Here is a 17,392-nt window from a genome sequence, read left to right as displayed (position 1 = left end):
CCATGTCAATTTATAATAAAGTCGTACGCGACCGTGTACCAGAAATGATTTTAATGTCTGGTAAAACATATACATCGAAAAAGTTAAGCAAACAAGAATACATACAAGAATTATCGAAAATCGGAATAGAAGAAATGCGTGAATTTGCGTCCGTGCAGGACCGTGATCATGCATTAGATTCTTTAGCAGATGCATTAGAAGTTATTAAAGCAATGGCACAAGCAGAAGGTGTAACGTTAGAGGATGTTGAGCGCATTCGCAAAGAGAAAGAAGCAGAGCGCGGCGGATTTGAAAAAGGTGTATATTTAGTAGAAGTGAGTGAAGAGTAGAAGGCATCGCAGTACATGCGATGCCTTTTCTCTTGCTATTCGTGGGCAGTAAGACCACAATCTCAAGATTGTGAGAAAGATAGGTGGGGGATGAAAAATACTGATGGATGTAGCTTTGAAATAAAGTTTGATAATTTATAAATTATCAAAGTCCTTTTCTTCAATTAAAGCGCCCGATTGCGGAAGACCGTTCTGTACATCTGTGATTGAGATATATTGCAGAAATGTCCCCGTTTGCTTAAAAACACCTCGTAGGTTCTCATGGGGTGATTTTTTGCCAGATAATTCGGGCGCATTCTTCTGGCGATGTCTTTGTTGTGTCGACTTTGATGTCATAATGTATGCCAACGTGAACCGAAGTCGCTTGTGAAACTGCCATTCCTGCAACGCGGTTCGCTCGTTCCCTTTCACGAGCGGACGCTACAATAGGGTCACAGAAAACACCAACCCACAGCACCTGCAACCCTTCCAAGGCAGCTTTCCAACGATTACAAGAATCTACTCCGCTAATGAAGACATCGTCGATAATCACTCGGGCTCCTCTACGGACCATCTCGCCAATACCATGCATCCATGCAGATTCTAATGTACGAAATTCCGTACCTGGACTGACAGACCCATCGTCACCGAATGTAATTCCACTGTCTGCTTCCATCATTGCATCGGGCATGGCGTCGATTAAATCGTCGATACTGAACCTTAACCATGACGTTGGCAATGAATTTTGAAGACATTTTGCGATAGTGGTTTTCCCGGAACTCGATCCACCATTCAGAATAATTACGTCTACCATACTTTTAACCTCCCTTTGGAACATAAGTTTAAGGGCTTCTTATGTCGCTATGCTGTCCTTTAAACTTACTAACAATTAAGTCAAAATACCATCACTTTCACAAGAGTTATTCCAGAATATGGACCTTTAACGGAACAACTCTATTATTACTCAACAGTTTCTTAATTAACTATGAAAACGGTTCGACTTTATTTCAAAGATACAACTGCAACATGATTATTCCGATTTTAAAGTACGTAATAGTAGTTTGATAAGCAAATATATTAACGAATTCTAGCCTTGCGGAAGCCATCAAATATATGACTTACTGCAGACAAAATAAACATGAAAATTCCAAAACCAACTACCCATGTTTCAAATTGATTAGCTGTTATGTTAAATACATTAGTCATATACGTAATAAAATCTTGGGTCATCACATTCGGATTTATTACTATAATAGTGAATACAATGGTGGTGATAAGCTGGAGTGCAGTATTACAAATTGCAATTCCTTTTGTCCATTGTCCCTGTATTAATTTATAGAGAGCTAATGCTATTTCGAAACCAATTACAACAAGAACGATTGGCCAATATCCAAGTAAAACGTCCTGATTAAAAGTAGGGGTCACGAATTCAAGTCCGTCTTTACCGCGTTCATATACACCTACAAGATGATTCGCATAAAAATAAAGAGTTGACCAAATCGCTGTCCACATTAAACTTCCAAATACTTCGCCCTTCGTAATCGTTTTTTTCTTAGGAATAGTAGGGATATTTTTCAAATCATCAGGTGTCCATTTTTTAAATCTTGCTGTTAATGGCTCCTCATCTTTTCCTTTATCTGCTCTTTCTAAAATAGCAAACACAAGTGTTAGCCAAAAGAATACGTGGATCCCTACTTCAATGATGCTCCCTATTCCTTTGCCTATAAGACTAAAAACAATACTTATAACCGCTTGTTTTCCACTATATCCAATAAAATGTTCGGCAATCACCGAGATTAACGAAATGACAGCGGCAATCGGTAAAATCATTTTTAGTAGTGTCACATATATATCAAAATAGCGTGGACCAATTAAGTGCATTGGCCAGTCTCGATAACCATTAGCCATTGTGACTGGATTCCCCAATTTTTCAAGAACTGCCTTTACATCTTCTTCACTGTAATCATCAGGCAGCATATCCTCTATGGTTGACCGTAACTCTAGAGCAATATCCTCACGATTTTTTTCAGGCAGTCTCCGAGTAACTTCTTGTATATAAATATCAATTAGATTCATCGTCTTCCTCCCTTTTTAATAAGCTATAGAGCTCTTTCGAATTCTTAAGCCATTCCTTTTTTAACTGCAAAAAGATCTCTAACCCATATTCACTTAAAACATAAAACTTACGAGGTCTACTCTCGGATGTATCCCAACTACTCGTCACTAATTCCTGTTTTTCTAATCGGCGAAGCAATGGATATAAGGTACTTTGTTCAATGGTAATGCCCGATTCCTCCAATAACTGAACAAGTGAATATCCATACTGGGGTGTTCGTAATTGACTTAAAACAGCTAATGTCAACGTTCCCCTCCTAAGCTCTGTCGTTAATGAATTCAATAACGTACTCATTCACCCACCTCACTTTTTATATACTATATGTCATACAGTGTATAATTCATGCTATGCATCATACAGTATTATTGTTACAACATTATTTGACATAAAATTTGATTAATCTTTTTTCAAGTCTACAATGGAAGCCTCACTTTATTTATATTTTACGATTTTTCCATTATACTGAATATTAGCAAGGTAAAAGAGAGGGGAAAAAACATATGATACATAACGCAAAAGACACGATGGAGCTTATTAAACAACTCGTTTCAATCCCAAGTCCATCTGGAAATACAAACACAATTATTCGTTTTATTGAGGACTATGTAAAAGAGTGGAATGTAGAGACGAAGCGCAACAATAAGGGCGGCCTTATTATGACGTTAAAAGGGGAAGATGACACAAAGCACCGTCTACTTACCGCTCACGTTGATACGTTAGGTGCAATGGTAAAAGAAATAAAAGCTGACGGACGTCTGCGACTATCAATGATTGGCGGTTTTCGCTGGAATGCGGTAGAAGGGGAATATTGCGAAATTGAAACAGCAAGTGGTAAAAAATATACAGGCACAATTTTAATCCATCAAACGTCTGTACACGTATACAAAAATGCTGGAGAAGCAAAACGTGACGAACAAAACATTGAAGTACGTATCGACGAGCGTGTATCTTCACCGGAAGAAGTACGTGAACTAGGCATTGAAGTAGGCGACTTCGTATCATTCGATCCGCGCGTTCAAATGACAGACAGCGGCTACATTAAATCTCGTCACCTAGATGACAAAGCAAGCGTTGCCATCTTACTTCAATTAATTAAAAGATTACAAGATGAAAAGATTACACTACCATATACAACGCATTTCTTAATTTCTAATAATGAAGAAATCGGTTACGGCGGTAACTCCAATATCCCAGAAGAAACAGTAGAATACCTCGCGGTGGATATGGGAGCACTTGGCGATGGACAAGCATCAGATGAATATACAGTGTCAATCTGTGCAAAAGACGGAAGCGGCCCATATCATTACGCAATGCGTAACCATTTAGTCGAACTTGCGAAAGCAAATAACATTGAATATAAAGTAGATATTTATCCATTCTACGCTTCTGATGCATCTGCCGCAATTCGTGCCGGAGCAGATGTGAAGCATGGACTCATTGGTCCTGGAATTGATGCGTCTCATGCTTATGAGCGTACGCACGAGACGTCGATTGCGCATACAGAGTCATTAATTTATGCGTATGTGATGTCAGAGATGGTAGGGGAGTAATATTTGAAAGAAATATAGAGTAAGTAAAAAGTGAAAGAGTAAATCTTTCACTTTTTTTTGTAAATTTTTCGGCTTCGGAGTCTTAATCAAAAAAACAAAAGCCTGTGTTATGGAACGAACGGAGCAGGTTAGTGGGAGATGAAAATCTACCTATCTTTTAAACCGAGGTACATCAATTTTTGGAATTGAAATGGTAAAAGAACCATATAAAATTATGAAAGGAGGAGAGCAGATAATGAACAAATATTCTCGTGCGAGTATGGTTTATATGATGACCAATAATGAAGTAATGAATCAAATCATTGCCTTTTACAGGGACATGAATGGAATGCTCACCTTTATGGGTTCCTACCCAACTTATGGAAGAGGTACTGGCATAAGGGAAGTCTCAACTGCAACTGCAAACGATGGCGTCGATCCCCTTGCGTCACAAGGTTCTCTAACTTTGTCCCGTGATGGCCGTTTCCTACTTGCAGTTAACGCAGGCAGCGGTAGTATCAGTAGTTTCATGATAAACGATAGCGGAGCGCCCGTTCTCGTGGATGTGAAGCCATCAGGAGGTGCTCAACCCAATAGCGTAGATGTGTTTGGTAATCTTCTCTATGTTTCCAATGTAGGTAATGCCGCTAACAATTTTGCATCCAATATCACTGGTTTTCACATAGATGATAACGGACGCCTTACTCCTATTCCCGGATCAACCCATTCTCTCAGTACTTTCAATGCACAGCCGGCGCAGGTTCTCTTCACTCCAGATGGCAGTAAAATTCTTGTCTCCGAGCTTACATCAAACCATCTTAGTATATTCCATGTAAATAAAAATGGTACGATTACAGGACCAATCGTTAATGATTCTTATGGTCAAGGACCATTGGGCGCCTATTTTCTATCGTCTGGAATCCTCTTAGTTACAGAAGCGATTTCAAATGCGCTGTCCTCTTATTCATTGACTAACGATGGTATCCTTCATGTGATCAGCGGCTCTGTACAAAACGGATATAAGACCGCTTGTTGGGTTGTAACAACGAGGGATGAACGTTTTGCATATACTACCAACACCTTAAGCGGTACCATTTCCACCTACCGAATCAATCCCAATGGAGCACTGTCGGTGGTAAGGCATATTACCAGTACACCAGCAGGTACGGCACCAGGTCTGCCGATAGATGCTAGAGTAAGTAAGGATGGACGGCATTTTTACACCCTTAACGGAAATCAGGGCACCGTCTCAGTATTTCATATCCAAGATGATGGTACGCTTGTCAGATTGCAGGTTGCTGCTTGGACTAACTTTCCTTATTTCGGATCGCAAGGTTTAGCTGTTCTTTGATTCTATTGGGTTCACTATATTTGGTAGAATAGAAATTGAACTGCCCCCACCTCAAGATTGAGAGGAAGCGAAGAAGCGAAGAAGCTAGGTGGGGGGATGAAAGTTTTGTTTTATGTAATAATATGAATTTTTAATATTAAGTATCCATGAAAACAGGCAGCTGCCGTTACTAAAATAAAACATTTACATAATATGTAGCGTAGGATAAGCCCTACTTAATTTAAAAACGAAAGGAGTGAAATAAAATAGCGATTATTAAACCTTATTTAGCAGGTAAAAGATTCAATTCAACAATTGGTGCTGGAACAGGAACAGGAGCAACTTTTAACATTTTAGCAACTGCTTTTAGCAATGACGCGGGAACTGCTGCTACCGCATTTCCTGCATCATTTGCATATTATAATCTATACCTGAACGGACAATTACAGCCTGGAGACACTTCAACTGTAACCACAACAGCTATTACAATCCCTGGTGGAGATGTTTTAGATGCTGGTGTTCCGGTCATGATTGAATTTGTTGTAAACTAGTAATAAAAAACGGATTCTTTTTAAAGAATCCGTTTTTTATTGGTTGATTAGTATAAACTGAAGTGTAATTGGACTGCCCGCTGGTGGCGCTTCATCAGCAAGTATCGTTAATATACCCGCTTGTACGTTATAAGAACTTTGTGGTTGAATAATACCGTTAATAAATAAATTCATATAGGATACTTGATTTGGTGCTAAGATTTGAGTCGTTCCGTATTGAGGTAAACCATCAGCGTTTGTGTATACAAGACTCGTGCCGTCTGAAACTGTGAAATACATGAGATTAGTTGCAGGAACCAGGCCCTGGAAGGAAGGCCCAGTAGGTCCGGTCGGTCCAGTAGCCCCAGTAGTTCCAGTGGGTCCAGTTGATCCGGTCGCTCCGGTTAATCCAGTGTCGCCAGTAGTCCCAGTAGGTCCGGTAGCTCCAGCCGATCCAGTCGCCCCAGTGGGTCCGGTAGCGCCATCAGCTCCAGTAGTTCCAGTGGGTCCAATTGGTCCAGTCGCTCCGGTTAATCCAGTGTCGCCAGTAGTCCCAGTAGCTCCGGTCGGTCCAATAGCCCCAGTGTTGCCAGTAGGTCCGGTAGCTCCAGCCGGTCCAGTCGCTCCAGTAGGTCCAGTTACTCCATCAGTCCCAGTAGTTCCAGTAGGTCCGGTAGCTCCAGCCGGTCCGGTAGCTCCAGTAGCTCCAGTAGGTCCAGTAGTCCCGGTAGTTCCGGTGGGTCCAATCGGTCCAGTCGCTCCGGTTAATCCAGTGTCGCCAGTAGGTCCGGTAGCTCCAGTTATTCCATCAGTCCCAGTAGGTCCGGTTAATCCAGTGTCGCCAGTAGTCCCAGTAGCGCCAGTAGCGCCAGTAGTCCCAGTGGGTCCAATAGCGCCAGTAGCCCCGGTCGGTCCGGGTTCCGGGAGAGGAAACGCACAAGGAAATAGGTTCAAAATAGTGCCCCCCTTTTTTGCAAACAGAGTGCATATATTATAAGTATATGAATATATATAATATTTGTTTGTACATTGGTCATATTTCTTTATCTCACCATTTTTTGGTAGTAGGAATCCTACCTCAATTCATCAGAATATGAAAAATCCCTGCTTTTTGATCAAAAGCAGGGATTTTGGCGTTTGAATGAGTATAGTTTATTTTGAAATTAGATGTTTTGATCTAGTCGTTAACAAGAAGGTCAACCACTTTTTCAGTTGTTCGAATTTGACCGATTCTAGGGAAGATAGATTTACAAACATAATCATGTTCTTCTGTTGTTGAAGCTGTCATTGCATCTTCTACAAATATTTGGTTATAGCCATGTTGATATGCTTCTCGTGCTGTAGTATCCACACCAATTGAAGTAGAAATACCGCATAGTACAATCGTATCAATTCCGCGGCGTCTTAACTGTAAATCAAGGTCAGTACCATAGAATGCGCCCCATTGTCTTTTTGTAATAGAATGAGCATTTTGCACATTTGTTAGTTCGGGAACAAAATGATCCCAGCCTTCTGGAAATTGCATTGGAGGGATTTGTGAATCTATATTTGGTTTTAACATATCTTTTCCATCTACAGATGAAACTTTTACAAGAACTACAAAGGCTCCTTTGTCTGTAAATGCCTGAATTAATTTGCTTGCATTTTTAACAACTTGTGCACCAGTATAAGGATAACGTGGTCCGTTTACAATTCCATTTTGTAAGTCTATCACTACAAGTGCTGTTTTTTCTGCTTTTATTGATTTAGTTTGTATATCTTTCATTTTCTTCTCTCCTATTCATGCATGTATGCTTCTTCTTTTAAACTAAGTTTTTTATATACTTTTAAATAAACCCACAGAGCATTTATCAGTAACAATGCACTTGTAATAAAAAATACATATCTGATACCCCAATAGGCTGCCACTTGTCCGCCTAAAACTGAACCTCCAAATACGCCTAAATATCCTGCCGACATAGTAAAACCAAAAACTCTACCTGTAAGAGAAGCTGGTGTAATTCTCTTAATCAAAGTATTAACAGAAGGAGTTAATCCTGCTGCTGCTAATCCTAATAAAAAGCGAAGGCCTATGAACTGCCAAGGATTTTTTACGAAGGCTTGCGGTATAAAAATGAGTCCTGCCATTACAAGTGCAATGAATATAACTTTTTGCGCTCCTATTTTATCAGAAATTTTCCCAAGTCTTGGAGCCGCAATGATATTTGCTAGCCCTGAAGCTGAGAATGTGATTCCAGCCAACAGAGCAACATGACTGGTATTTGGGGATAACTGGCTCACATATACTGTTATGATTGGTTCAATAGAATATAATGCCAGAGTTAATACAAAAAAGGTCATAAGCATTGTAATCGTCAAGCTTTTTTCAGGAATAGTATTCCATATTTCCTTGTTGCTAAGCGCTTTTTTATCTTGGCGAGTAAAAGATTCCTTTACAAATAAAGAGGTTGTAATAAATGAAATCAGCAGCAGTGCACCTGTAATAAAAAATACATTTTGCAAACCAAAGTTACCTTCTATAAAACCGCCAATCATTGGTCCAAGCAAGGAACCAGCAATATTTGCTGTTGAAAGTGTACCTAAAGCCCATCCAGCGTGTTCGTTATCCGTCTGAGTTGCAATTAATGTAGTACAAGCTGTACTATAACCTGTGATAACGCCCTGCAATATTCTTAATCCAATCAGTTCATATACATTTTGTGCAAACCCCATACTAAATATAACGATTGCCATACCAAGGCTTGCCCGCAAAAGCATTGGCTTTCGTCCGTATTTGTCAGCAGCCTGCCCCCAAATAGGTGAGAAAACAGCTGAAATTATATAGGTAACACCAAAAGCAATTCCTGAAAATTGAGCAATTAAAACTGAACTGTGAACTCCAAGATGCCTTATATAGAGCGGCAATACTGGCGCAATTTGGCTCATTCCTACACTTGTGACAAACATCCCAAACCAGCAAATGAATAAGTTTCTTTTCCAAATCTGCAAAAAAATAAGCCTCTCTTCTGCTTATAATTCCGTTATTGTACAAAAGTAATGAACAATAACATCATCATTTTAGCTTACAGATTGGCTTTATAACATGCATTATATTATAATCCATGGACATTTTTGTTATAGAATTCTGAAGGGCTTATTCCTTCAATCCCTTTGAATATCCGGCTAAAATAAAATTCATCGGCAAATCCAAGTGTTTGTGCTACTTCTTTTACTTTTTTGTTGCCTTCAATAATAAGTTCTTTCGCTTTATCAATTTTTATTTTGTTAAAAAAACCAATTACAGAATATCCTGTCGTTTCTTTGAAAGTCCTTGATAAATAAGTAGGTGACAACTGCACCATCTCTGATAATTCAGTCAATGTTATTTTACTATTTATGTTTTGATGCATGTATTCAATGATTTTTTCCACTTTTAAAGAAGTTGAGTTCTTTCGATTTTGCTTTTTTCTATTTTGATAAATGGCAATTAACAATTGTTGAAGCAAAGTTTTCGTCATAAACTCATATCCAGGTAACTTCGCATTCCAACTGCTAACTAATTTCTTAAATATAGTATCAATCTGATAGTAATCCTTTAATTCTTGTGCAAAGTGCAGAGGGAGCAGCTCAACTTCGTTAGTAATATCCCATTTATTTTCATTAAATCTCACACTTGCGTAACTAAAGTGCACTGTTACACAACATATTGGTTCTTCCATATCTAGTTCTATAGAATGTAGTACATCAGGACAAAGATAGAACAGCATACCTTCTTTAATTTCATACCTTTTCTTCTCAATAATAATACTGCCTTTTCCTCTAGTAAAAAAAACGAGTGCATGATGTTGGAGTGTTCGGGTGATCTTCCTTGAGTTTTTTCTTGCTTCATTAGATTCCCTGTAATTGCAGTAATGAATATGAAAAAACAGTTTGTTTATCTTCATGTTTCCTCCATAGTTAAATGTGATTTGTAACGGAATTATATCTCTTTATGAACTTGTCATGCTATGTCCAATGTATTCTTACCATAACCCCATTAAAGATTACCGCAAAATAAAAACTATACCGCAATCGTATCAAAGTTTATCACAAGTCCCCAAAAGGTTCTGCATAAGATGTGAAGGGTGTTTACTATTATTCAGCTTTTCTAAATTGGAAGAGGGGAATAACTGATAGAATTTTTAATTTCAGAAAATTAATTCATTTACTTTTGATAGATTACTTATATAATAGATTTGAAAGCACTTACATTTTTTATAGGAGGTTTGCGATGAAAAGAGTAAAGAAGGGCAAAAAACGCACATTAATGCAAACGATTGCACTATCTACACTTGTTTTAGGGACATCTTTGCTGTACACGCCATCTGCATCATTGGCCTATGCTGCAACGAACGATAATAATGTGGAGTGGAATGGCTTATTTCACGACCAAGGTCCTGTCTATGATAGCGTGCCGGAACCGACATCTGTTCAAAGTGTGACGCTGAAATTCCGTACATTTAAAGGTGATACTACCGGTGTGAATATAAAGTACTATGATGCTGCTGATGGAATGTTCCATGTGATTCCTATGTCATGGATGTCCAACGATGCTACGGGAACATTTGATTATTGGCAAGGGACAATTCCGGCTAGTTCTTCGCAAAAGTATTATCGCTTCCAAATTACTGATGGATCTTCTTCTGTTTGGTATAATGCCAACGGTCCTTCTGCATCTGAACCATCATCAGGTGATTTTTATATTATCCCAAATTTTAAAACACCGGATTGGATGAAGGATGGTGTTATGTATCAGATTTTCCCTGACCGCTTTTATAATGGTGATTCCTCAAATGATGTGCAAACGAATGCATACAGTTACGATGGTACGCCAACTGAGAAAAAAGCTTGGGGAAGCAGTGTCTATGCCGATTCTGGCTATACGAACAACCTTGTGTTCTTCGGCGGTGATTTAGCGGGAGTAGACCAAAAGCTTGGTTATATTAAACAAACGCTAGGAGCTAACATTATTTATTTAAATCCGATTTTTAAATCTCCTTCTAACCATAAGTATGATACACAGGACTATATGACTGTGGATCCGGCATTTGGAACAAACGCAACTTTGCAAGCGTTATCATCAGACGTTCATAGCACAGCAAACGGAACAAAGGGATATTTAGTATTAGACGGCGTATTTAATCATACAGGAGATAGCCATGTATGGTTTGATAAGTATAATAATTTCTCCACTTTAGGAGCTTATGAGTCTCAATCCAGCCAATGGTCTAATTACTATACATTCCAGTCTTGGCCGAATACATATGCTAGCTTTTTAGGATTTAACAGTTTGCCTAAGCTAGATTATGGAGCTAGTGGCTCAGTAGTAAGAAACCAAATGTATAATAATAGCGACTCCGTAGCGAAAACGTATTTGAAAGCTCCATATAACATTGATGGTTGGCGATTAGATGCAGCACAATATACAGATGCTGGCGGAGGTAATGGCAGTGACACTGTGAATCACCAAATTTGGGCTGAATTCAGAAGTGCAGTGAAATCTGTAAACGCGAATGCAGCGATACTTGGTGAATATTGGGGAAATGCAAATCCATGGACAGGTCAAGGGAACCAATGGGACAGTACTACGAATTTCGATGGATTTACGCAACCGGTTTCTGAATGGATAACAGGGAAAGATTACAGTAACAATGCAGCTTCCATACCAGCTTCCCAATTCGACAGTTGGCTAAGAGGAACACGTGCTAATTATCCGACAAATGTTCAGCAAGCGATGAGCAATCATTTATCTAATCACGACATTACTCGTTTTGGTGAGCGTGCTGGCGGTGATATTTGGAAGACATATTTAGCACTCATTTTCCAAATGACGTATGTTGGTACGCCAACCATTTATTATGGAGATGAATACGGCATAATGGGCGGTGCAGATCCTGATAACCGACGGACATTTGATTGGTCCCAAGCGACTACTTCCAATGGCGCTGTATCTTTAACACAAAAGCTCATCAGCATTCGTAACCAATATCCGGCATTAAGAACGGGGTCGTTCATGACGCTGCAAACAGATGATACAAATAAAATATATTCCTATGGTCGTTTTGATACAACAAATAGAATTGCAGTTGTGCTTAACAATGATTCTGCCATCCATAACGTAACTGTTCCTGTGTGGCAGCTAAGCATGCAAAATGGAAGTGTTGTCACAGACAAACTAACTGGTAAAACGTATACCGTACAGAACGGAAACGTTACCCTTACAGTTGATGGACATTACGGTGCAATTTTAGCGCAGTAAGAACCTCATTTCAAGATTCAGAAAAGAGCGAAGAAGATAGGTGGGAGATGAAGAAAGCCCCTACTAATAGGGGTTTCACTTTATCGCGTTAATAGAATGAAATGAATTCAAACAATTTAAAAATATTTCTGTATAGAATTGACAATGGATTTTTACTTCTCTATAATTGGCTATAATTTAAAATATCAAATATGTCGAAAGAGCCCAGTAGCAGTTTGTCACTGTTATCGAGAAAGCTAGGGGTTGATGGAACCTAGCACAAACAAACTTGTGAATTACACTCTGGAGTATCTTAGGTAATGCTAAGCGGAGTAGCAATCGATACTATTGCTGAGAGTGGTACGAATAGTAAATACTATTTGTGCAATCTGGGTGGTAACACGGTTAAAAATCGTCCCTATGTCTAGTGTAGACATGGGGACTTTTTTTATATTCAGGTAAGAAAAACTTACAAATTAAAGGAGCGGGGAAGACATGAACATCATTGACGAATTGGAATGGCGCGATGCCATCAATCAACAAACAGATGCAGAAGGGTTACGTAAACTAGTAGAAGAGAAAAAGATTTCCTTGTACTGTGGTGTAGATCCAACTGGTGACAGTATGCATATTGGACATTTAATTCCATTTATGATGATGAAACGTTTCCAATTAGCTGGGCATCATCCAGTTATCTTAATTGGAGGAGCAACAGGAACAATCGGTGATCCAAGTGGACGTCAAACAGAAAGACAACTGCAAACATTAGAACAAGTGCAGCATAATGTTGATGCGTTAACATCGCAAATGCAAAAGCTATTTGACTTTGGCGGAAATAGCGAAGTGAAAATGGTGAATAACTACGATTGGACACATGAAGTAAGCATTCTTGAGTTTTTACGCGATTACGGTAAAAACTTCAGTATAAATAATATGCTAGCAAAAGATATTGTAGCAAGCCGTTTAGAAACAGGGATTTCATTTACAGAATTCACATACCAAATTCTACAAGCGATGGACTTCCATCACTTATACAAACACGAAGATGTACAACTGCAAATTGGCGGCAGTGACCAATGGGGTAATATTACAAGCGGTTTAGACTTAATTCGTAAAAAAGAAGGACCAGATGCAAAAGTGTTTGGTTTAACAATTCCATTACTATTAAAATCAGACGGTACGAAATTTGGTAAAACAGCAGGAGGAGCAATTTGGTTAGATCCTGAAAAGACAACACCATTTGAATTCTACCAGTTCTGGGTGAACACAGATGATCGTGATGTAATTAGATACTTAAAATTCTTCACATTCTTAACGAAAGATAGAATTGATGAATTAGCAGTTAAAGTTCAAACAGAGCCTCATAAACGTGAAGCGCAAAAAGTATTAGCAGAAGAAATGACAAAATTTGTTCATGGTGAAGATGCATTTTTACAAGCAGTAAAAATTACGGAAGCATTATTTAGCGGGGATATTAAAGCGTTAACTGCGGATGAAATTGAACAAGGCTTTAAAGATATGCCAACTTTCCATGCTGAAAAGGAAACAAAAAATATTGTTGAATGGTTAGTAGATTTAGGAATTGAACCTTCTAGACGCCAGGCGAGAGAAGATATTAATAATGGAGCTATTTTGATGAACGGAGATAAAGTAACAGATGTAAATACAGATGTTACGGTAGAAAATTCATTCGATGGCAGATTTATTATTATTCGTAAAGGTAAAAAGAATTACAGCTTGGTGAAATTAGGAGAATAATAGGCTGTAAATATATAAATGCAAATTGAAAAAACGCTTTAGGTGGGAGAGAGCACCTGGCCATGTTTAGAAACGGTCAGGGCTTTTTCCTGCCAGCAAAGGGAAAGTGAGTGCAGGTTATTTTTAATCCGGCTATTCGCAGACTTTTCATCAGTGGGGAGCACTGTTGGATAATTTCACTTCATTGCAAAAACGTCATTACGATTCCGTAAATGGATAATCCAATAAAAGTCGGAATGCCAACAATAACAATTTGCTTTACGCATTCATACGCCTTCGGTTCGACAAGCGGCAATTCTTTTTCATCCATTTGACGATACTGTTCACGTTCCATATTATCCCACCTTTATGATTGTACGATAATATATGCAAACAAGGCGGTCTATGTTAATTTCACTGAATTTAAAATAAATGTTGAATATTCAGTATATTTGTAATAATATTAGTTTATTAACGGATGACAGTGATTAGCCTCCCTGCAAGCCCGGATATTGTTGCAATGAATTGAATAGAAATGAATTGGCTTCTTTCCACTTGAGCTTCCTTAGCAGGAAGACGAGCCATAGGGATAGGGACAGTAAAATCCAGTGTAATTCTTTACATTGTTTTTCTGGCTCTTTTTATTTTTCTATAAAATGGAAGTTTCCCTTTATAGGACGGTTTTTAGAAAACGTTATCAATGCCGGGCAATGTTTCAATCTTATGTATGCTAGAAGGATTTGTGAAAATAAATACTTATAGGTTGGTGATCTTTTTGGTTAAAGGAAAAAATGAACTGCAAAAAGACTTGAAAACCAGGCATATAACAATGATCTCAATTGGTGGGGTTATCGGAGCAGGATTATTTGTAGGGAGCGGGACTATTATTCAATCAACAGGTCCAGCGGCAATTTTGTCTTATATTATTGGTGCTTTAATGGTTGTACTCGTGATGCGGATGTTAGGAGAGATGGCTGCGGTAAATCCTGATAGTGGTTCTTTTGCAACATATGCTCATAAGGCAATTGGACCTTGGGCTGGTTACACAATCGGTTGGTTATACTGGTTTAACTGGGTCATTATTATCGCAATTGAATCGGTATTGTTAGGGGCGATGGTCAACAATTGGTTCCCTTCCATACCAGCATGGATAGCCAGTCTTTCCATGATTATTTTGATGACGATTACAAATATCTACTCTGTAAAGCTATATGGAGAATTTGAATATTGGTTAGCTTTTATTAAAGTTGCAGCGATTCTTGTATTTTTAGGGTTAGGAATTGCGATGATTTTTGGAATTGTCCCTGGTGTGGACAGGCCTAGTTTTTCGACAATCTCTGAAAACGGCGGCTTTTTTCCAAAAGGGATTGTGCCTGTATTGCTGAGTGTTGTATTTATTTCTTTTTCTTTATCAGGTAGTGAAGTAGCTGCGATTGCGGCGGGAGAATCTGAAAATCCAGAGAAGAATGTTATCAAAGCAATTAACAGTGTTGTATGGCGTCTTATGCTTTTCTTTGTAGGATCTGTCACGATTTTGGTCATTTTTATGCCGTGGAATAATGCGGAATTATTGAAGCTTCCTTATGCAAGTTTATTTCGGATGGCAGGAGTCCCTGCTGCTGCGGAAATTATGAACGGAGTTGTGTTCCTGTCTTTGCTATCTGTTTTAAATTCAGGATTATACACGAGTTCTCGCATGTTATTTTCACTTTCGAAAAAAGGAGATGCTCCTCTTGCTTTTTCAAAATTAAACAGTAGAGGTGCACCAATTTGGGCGATTGTTGCGAGTGTATTATTTGCATTCGTTTGTGCTGCGCTGAAGTTTATATCTCCTGATAAACTGTTTGCTTTTCTAGCAAATAGCTCAGGCGGCGTTACGATGCTTATGTATATGTTTGTTGCAGTTTCTCATATTCGATTAAGACGAGAAGCGGAAAGAGAAGACCCGAGGAAACTAAAAGTGAAAATGTGGTTATTTCCTTATCTCACATACGCAACGCTTCTTATGATTGTTACGATATTTGTTTCACAAGCATTTATAGACGATATGCGTATGCAATTTTATTTAACGATTTTAGCTGCTGCTATTGTGATAGCATCCTATTTTCTAAGAGTTAGAAATAAGCCTATCAAGGAAGAGAAAGCAGGATTTCCAATTTTAAAAGGTTCGGGGATTGGTTTAGAGAAGGACTAAGTCATATGTAATACAAATTAAAAAACGAAAAAAGGGGTAAGTTCAATGTTAAAAGAAAAGAACAATATTGTAACTACAAAATCTGATATTTTAAATGAAAGAAGAAAAAATGCGGTGCCTGCAGGTCCATATAATATTACCAATTTATATGTTCAATCTGCGAAAGGGGCGATTATTACTGATATAGATGGCAACGAATTAATCGATTTTGCAGGCGGAATTGGGATGCAAAATGTAGGGCATTGTCATCCGAAGGTAGTAAAAGCCATTCAAGAGCAAGTAGAATCTTCTATTCATAGCTGTTTTCATGTAGCGCCGTATGAAAGCTATATTGAGTTAGCTGAAAGATTGAACGAATTAACGCCAGGAGATTTTAAGAAAAAAACAATGTTTGCAAACAGCGGAGCGGAAGCGGTAGAAAATGCTGTGAAAATTGCTAGAAAGGCGACTGGGCGCAGTGCTATCGTTTCGTTTGAACGCGCGTATCACGGACGTACGCTTATGACAATGTCCCTTACGAGTAAAGTAAAACCTTATAAACATGGATTCGGTCCGTTTGCACCGGATGTGTACAAGCTTCCTTATCCATATTATTACCGCGCAGAAGATGGTATGACGAAAGAAGAAGTAGACGGGCAAATTTTAGCGTATTTTGAACGCTTTATGTTAGAGGAAGTGGCAAGTGATAATATTGCGGCAATTATTTTAGAGCCGCTTCAAGGTGAAGGTGGATTTATCGTGCCATCTGCTGCTTTTATGCAAGGGGTAAGAAACCTTTGTGATAAATATGGAATTATCATGATTGCAGATGAAATTCAAACTGGCTTTGCTCGTACAGGAAACTTGTTCGCAATGGATCATTTTGGGGTAGCTCCTGATTTAATGACATTTTCAAAATCCATCGCTGCAGGTATGCCGCTTAGCGCAGTGACAGGAAGAGCTGAACTCATGGATGCACCTGGCCCGGGACAACTTGGCGGGACTTTTTCAGGAAGCCCGGTTGCTTGTGCGGCTGGTCTAGCTGTTTTAGATGTCATTGAAGAAGAAAACTTAGTAAAACGCGCTCGGGAAATCGGCGATCGTATGATGGAAGTATTCAATAGTTGGAAGGATAAATATGAATTAATTGGCGATGTGAGAGGCCTTGGTGCCATGACGGCTATGGAACTTGTAAAGGATCGAAATACGAAAGAGCCAGCAGCAGAAGAGGTTAAAGCAATTATGCAAGAGACACATAACAAAGGTTTAATTACAATCAGTGCTGGTATTTATAGCAGTGTACTTCGTTTCTTACCGCCGCTTGTTATAACAGATGAACAGCTTGAAGAAGGATTGGCTATTCTTGAAGCAGCATTTGCTAAGGTATCTAAATAAGAAGAAGCAATTATTTTT

The 17,392-nt window shown here is 38.7% G+C and carries 16 protein-coding genes and 1 other annotated feature; of the genes, 8 read left to right on the top strand and 8 right to left on the bottom strand.

Annotated features, from left to right (window positions below):
* Nucleotides 1-2 precede the first annotated feature (2 nt).
* The gene (locus tag AB1279_RS19870; RefSeq protein ID WP_429760593.1) at nt 3-329 is read left to right on the top strand and encodes a nucleoside triphosphate pyrophosphohydrolase; all 327 of its coding nucleotides are present in this window, start codon (nt 3-5) and stop codon (nt 327-329) included.
* A 259-nt stretch (nt 330-588) separates the two neighbouring features.
* On the opposite strand, the gene AB1279_RS19865 is transcribed toward AB1279_RS19870, so the two are convergent.
* The 3 genes from AB1279_RS19865 to AB1279_RS19855 form a co-directional block, all read right to left on the bottom strand.
* On the bottom strand, nt 589-1,122 hold the full coding sequence (locus tag AB1279_RS19865; RefSeq protein WP_429760592.1) for a chloramphenicol phosphotransferase CPT family protein: 534 nt from the start codon (nt 1,120-1,122) through the stop codon (nt 589-591).
* A 263-nt stretch (nt 1,123-1,385) separates the two neighbouring features.
* Nucleotides 1,386-2,384 carry an HAAS signaling domain-containing protein gene (locus tag AB1279_RS19860; RefSeq protein WP_429760590.1) on the bottom strand — a complete coding sequence of 333 codons (999 nt, stop codon included), beginning with the start codon at nt 2,382-2,384 and terminating at the stop codon, nt 1,386-1,388.
* Complete coding sequence (locus AB1279_RS19855; RefSeq protein WP_429760589.1) at nt 2,371-2,718, bottom strand: PadR family transcriptional regulator; 348 nt, start codon at nt 2,716-2,718, stop codon at nt 2,371-2,373. Before AB1279_RS19855 ends, AB1279_RS19860 begins: the two co-directional genes overlap by 14 nt.
* A gap of 206 nt (nt 2,719-2,924) precedes the next feature.
* Between AB1279_RS19855 and AB1279_RS19850 the strand changes: the two genes are divergently transcribed.
* The 3 genes from AB1279_RS19850 to AB1279_RS19840 all read left to right on the top strand — a co-directional run bounded on the left by AB1279_RS19850 (nt 2,925) and on the right by AB1279_RS19840 (nt 5,834).
* The gene (locus AB1279_RS19850) at nt 2,925-3,974 is read left to right on the top strand and encodes a M42 family metallopeptidase (protein WP_429760588.1); all 1,050 of its coding nucleotides are present in this window, start codon (nt 2,925-2,927) and stop codon (nt 3,972-3,974) included.
* Nucleotides 3,975-4,209: 235 nt separating this feature from the next.
* On the top strand, nt 4,210-5,304 hold the full coding sequence (locus tag AB1279_RS19845; RefSeq protein ID WP_429760587.1) for a lactonase family protein: 1,095 nt from the start codon (nt 4,210-4,212) through the stop codon (nt 5,302-5,304).
* A gap of 245 nt (nt 5,305-5,549) precedes the next feature.
* Complete coding sequence (locus tag AB1279_RS19840; protein WP_429761504.1) at nt 5,550-5,834, top strand: DUF4183 domain-containing protein; 285 nt, start codon at nt 5,550-5,552, stop codon at nt 5,832-5,834.
* Nucleotides 5,835-5,870: 36 nt separating this feature from the next.
* Here the strand turns inward: AB1279_RS19840 and AB1279_RS19835 are convergent, their stop codons facing one another.
* The 4 genes from AB1279_RS19835 to AB1279_RS19820 form a co-directional block, all read right to left on the bottom strand.
* On the bottom strand, nt 5,871-6,770 hold the full coding sequence (locus AB1279_RS19835) for a DUF4183 domain-containing protein (RefSeq protein WP_429761503.1): 900 nt from the start codon (nt 6,768-6,770) through the stop codon (nt 5,871-5,873).
* 220 nt (nt 6,771-6,990) lie between these two features.
* A complete protein-coding gene (locus tag AB1279_RS19830; RefSeq protein WP_429760586.1) occupies nt 6,991-7,578 on the bottom strand; it encodes a hydrolase in 588 nt (195 codons plus the stop codon).
* Nucleotides 7,579-7,589: 11 nt separating this feature from the next.
* Nucleotides 7,590-8,801: a multidrug efflux MFS transporter gene (locus AB1279_RS19825; protein WP_429760585.1), complete on the bottom strand. Its 1,212-nt coding sequence runs from the start codon at nt 8,799-8,801 to the stop codon at nt 7,590-7,592.
* A gap of 104 nt (nt 8,802-8,905) precedes the next feature.
* Nucleotides 8,906-9,736 (bottom strand): AraC family transcriptional regulator, encoded by an 831-nt coding sequence (locus AB1279_RS19820; protein WP_429760584.1) that lies wholly within the window; start codon nt 9,734-9,736, stop codon nt 8,906-8,908.
* Between the two features lie 326 nt (nt 9,737-10,062).
* On the opposite strand from AB1279_RS19820, the gene AB1279_RS19815 reads away from it, so the two are divergent.
* Together AB1279_RS19815 and tyrS are read left to right on the top strand one after the other, a co-directional pair.
* Nucleotides 10,063-12,090 (top strand): glycoside hydrolase family 13 protein, encoded by a 2,028-nt coding sequence (locus AB1279_RS19815; RefSeq protein WP_429760583.1) that lies wholly within the window; start codon nt 10,063-10,065, stop codon nt 12,088-12,090.
* A 185-nt stretch (nt 12,091-12,275) separates the two neighbouring features.
* Nucleotides 12,276-12,492 (top strand) — a binding site (T-box leader).
* Nucleotides 12,493-12,564: 72 nt separating this feature from the next.
* Complete coding sequence (gene tyrS / locus AB1279_RS19810; protein WP_429760582.1) at nt 12,565-13,827, top strand: tyrosine--tRNA ligase; 1,263 nt, start codon at nt 12,565-12,567, stop codon at nt 13,825-13,827.
* Nucleotides 13,828-14,008: 181 nt separating this feature from the next.
* On the opposite strand, the gene AB1279_RS19805 is transcribed toward tyrS, so the two are convergent.
* Nucleotides 14,009-14,161, bottom strand: a complete 153-nt coding sequence (locus tag AB1279_RS19805) for a hypothetical protein (protein ID WP_429751942.1) — start codon at nt 14,159-14,161, stop codon at nt 14,009-14,011.
* Between the two features lie 372 nt (nt 14,162-14,533).
* Between AB1279_RS19805 and AB1279_RS19800 the strand changes: the two genes are divergently transcribed.
* Together AB1279_RS19800 and gabT are read left to right on the top strand one after the other, a co-directional pair.
* The gene (locus AB1279_RS19800; protein ID WP_429761501.1) at nt 14,534-16,000 is read left to right on the top strand and encodes an amino acid permease; all 1,467 of its coding nucleotides are present in this window, start codon (nt 14,534-14,536) and stop codon (nt 15,998-16,000) included.
* 45 nt (nt 16,001-16,045) lie between these two features.
* Nucleotides 16,046-17,374: a 4-aminobutyrate--2-oxoglutarate transaminase gene (gene gabT, locus AB1279_RS19795; RefSeq protein WP_429760580.1), complete on the top strand. Its 1,329-nt coding sequence runs from the start codon at nt 16,046-16,048 to the stop codon at nt 17,372-17,374.
* Nucleotides 17,375-17,392: the final 18 nt, after the last annotated feature.

It is taken from the genome of Bacillus sp. S14(2024) (genome assembly GCF_050473785.1).
Lineage (GTDB): Bacteria > Bacillota > Bacilli > Bacillales > Bacillaceae_G > Bacillus_A > Bacillus_A yunxiaonensis.
The sequence above is the reverse complement of the archived record's forward strand: the minus strand, read 5'-3'. Positions and strand labels throughout refer to the sequence as shown.

Excerpts from the sequence above, each read along its gene's own strand:
- AB1279_RS19860 (WP_429760590.1), bottom strand. The coding sequence starts at position 2,384 with ATGAATCTAATTGATATTTATATACAAGAAGTTACTCGGAGACTGCCT.
- AB1279_RS19855 (WP_429760589.1), bottom strand. The coding sequence starts at position 2,718 with ATGAGTACGTTATTGAATTCATTAACGACAGAGCTTAGGAGGGGAACG.
- AB1279_RS19805 (WP_429751942.1), bottom strand. The coding sequence starts at position 14,161 with ATGGAACGTGAACAGTATCGTCAAATGGATGAAAAAGAATTGCCGCTT.
- AB1279_RS19830 (WP_429760586.1), bottom strand. The coding sequence starts at position 7,578 with ATGAAAGATATACAAACTAAATCAATAAAAGCAGAAAAAACAGCACTT.
- gabT (WP_429760580.1), top strand. The coding sequence starts at position 16,046 with ATGTTAAAAGAAAAGAACAATATTGTAACTACAAAATCTGATATTTTA.
- AB1279_RS19865 (WP_429760592.1), bottom strand. The coding sequence starts at position 1,122 with ATGGTAGACGTAATTATTCTGAATGGTGGATCGAGTTCCGGGAAAACC.
- AB1279_RS19820 (WP_429760584.1), bottom strand. The coding sequence starts at position 9,736 with ATGAAGATAAACAAACTGTTTTTTCATATTCATTACTGCAATTACAGG.
- AB1279_RS19845 (WP_429760587.1), top strand. The coding sequence starts at position 4,210 with ATGAACAAATATTCTCGTGCGAGTATGGTTTATATGATGACCAATAAT.
- AB1279_RS19815 (WP_429760583.1), top strand. The coding sequence starts at position 10,063 with ATGAAAAGAGTAAAGAAGGGCAAAAAACGCACATTAATGCAAACGATT.
- tyrS (WP_429760582.1), top strand. The coding sequence starts at position 12,565 with ATGAACATCATTGACGAATTGGAATGGCGCGATGCCATCAATCAACAA.
- AB1279_RS19800 (WP_429761501.1), top strand. The coding sequence starts at position 14,534 with ATGCTAGAAGGATTTGTGAAAATAAATACTTATAGGTTGGTGATCTTT.
- AB1279_RS19870 (WP_429760593.1), top strand. The coding sequence starts at position 3 with ATGTCAATTTATAATAAAGTCGTACGCGACCGTGTACCAGAAATGATT.
- AB1279_RS19850 (WP_429760588.1), top strand. The coding sequence starts at position 2,925 with ATGATACATAACGCAAAAGACACGATGGAGCTTATTAAACAACTCGTT.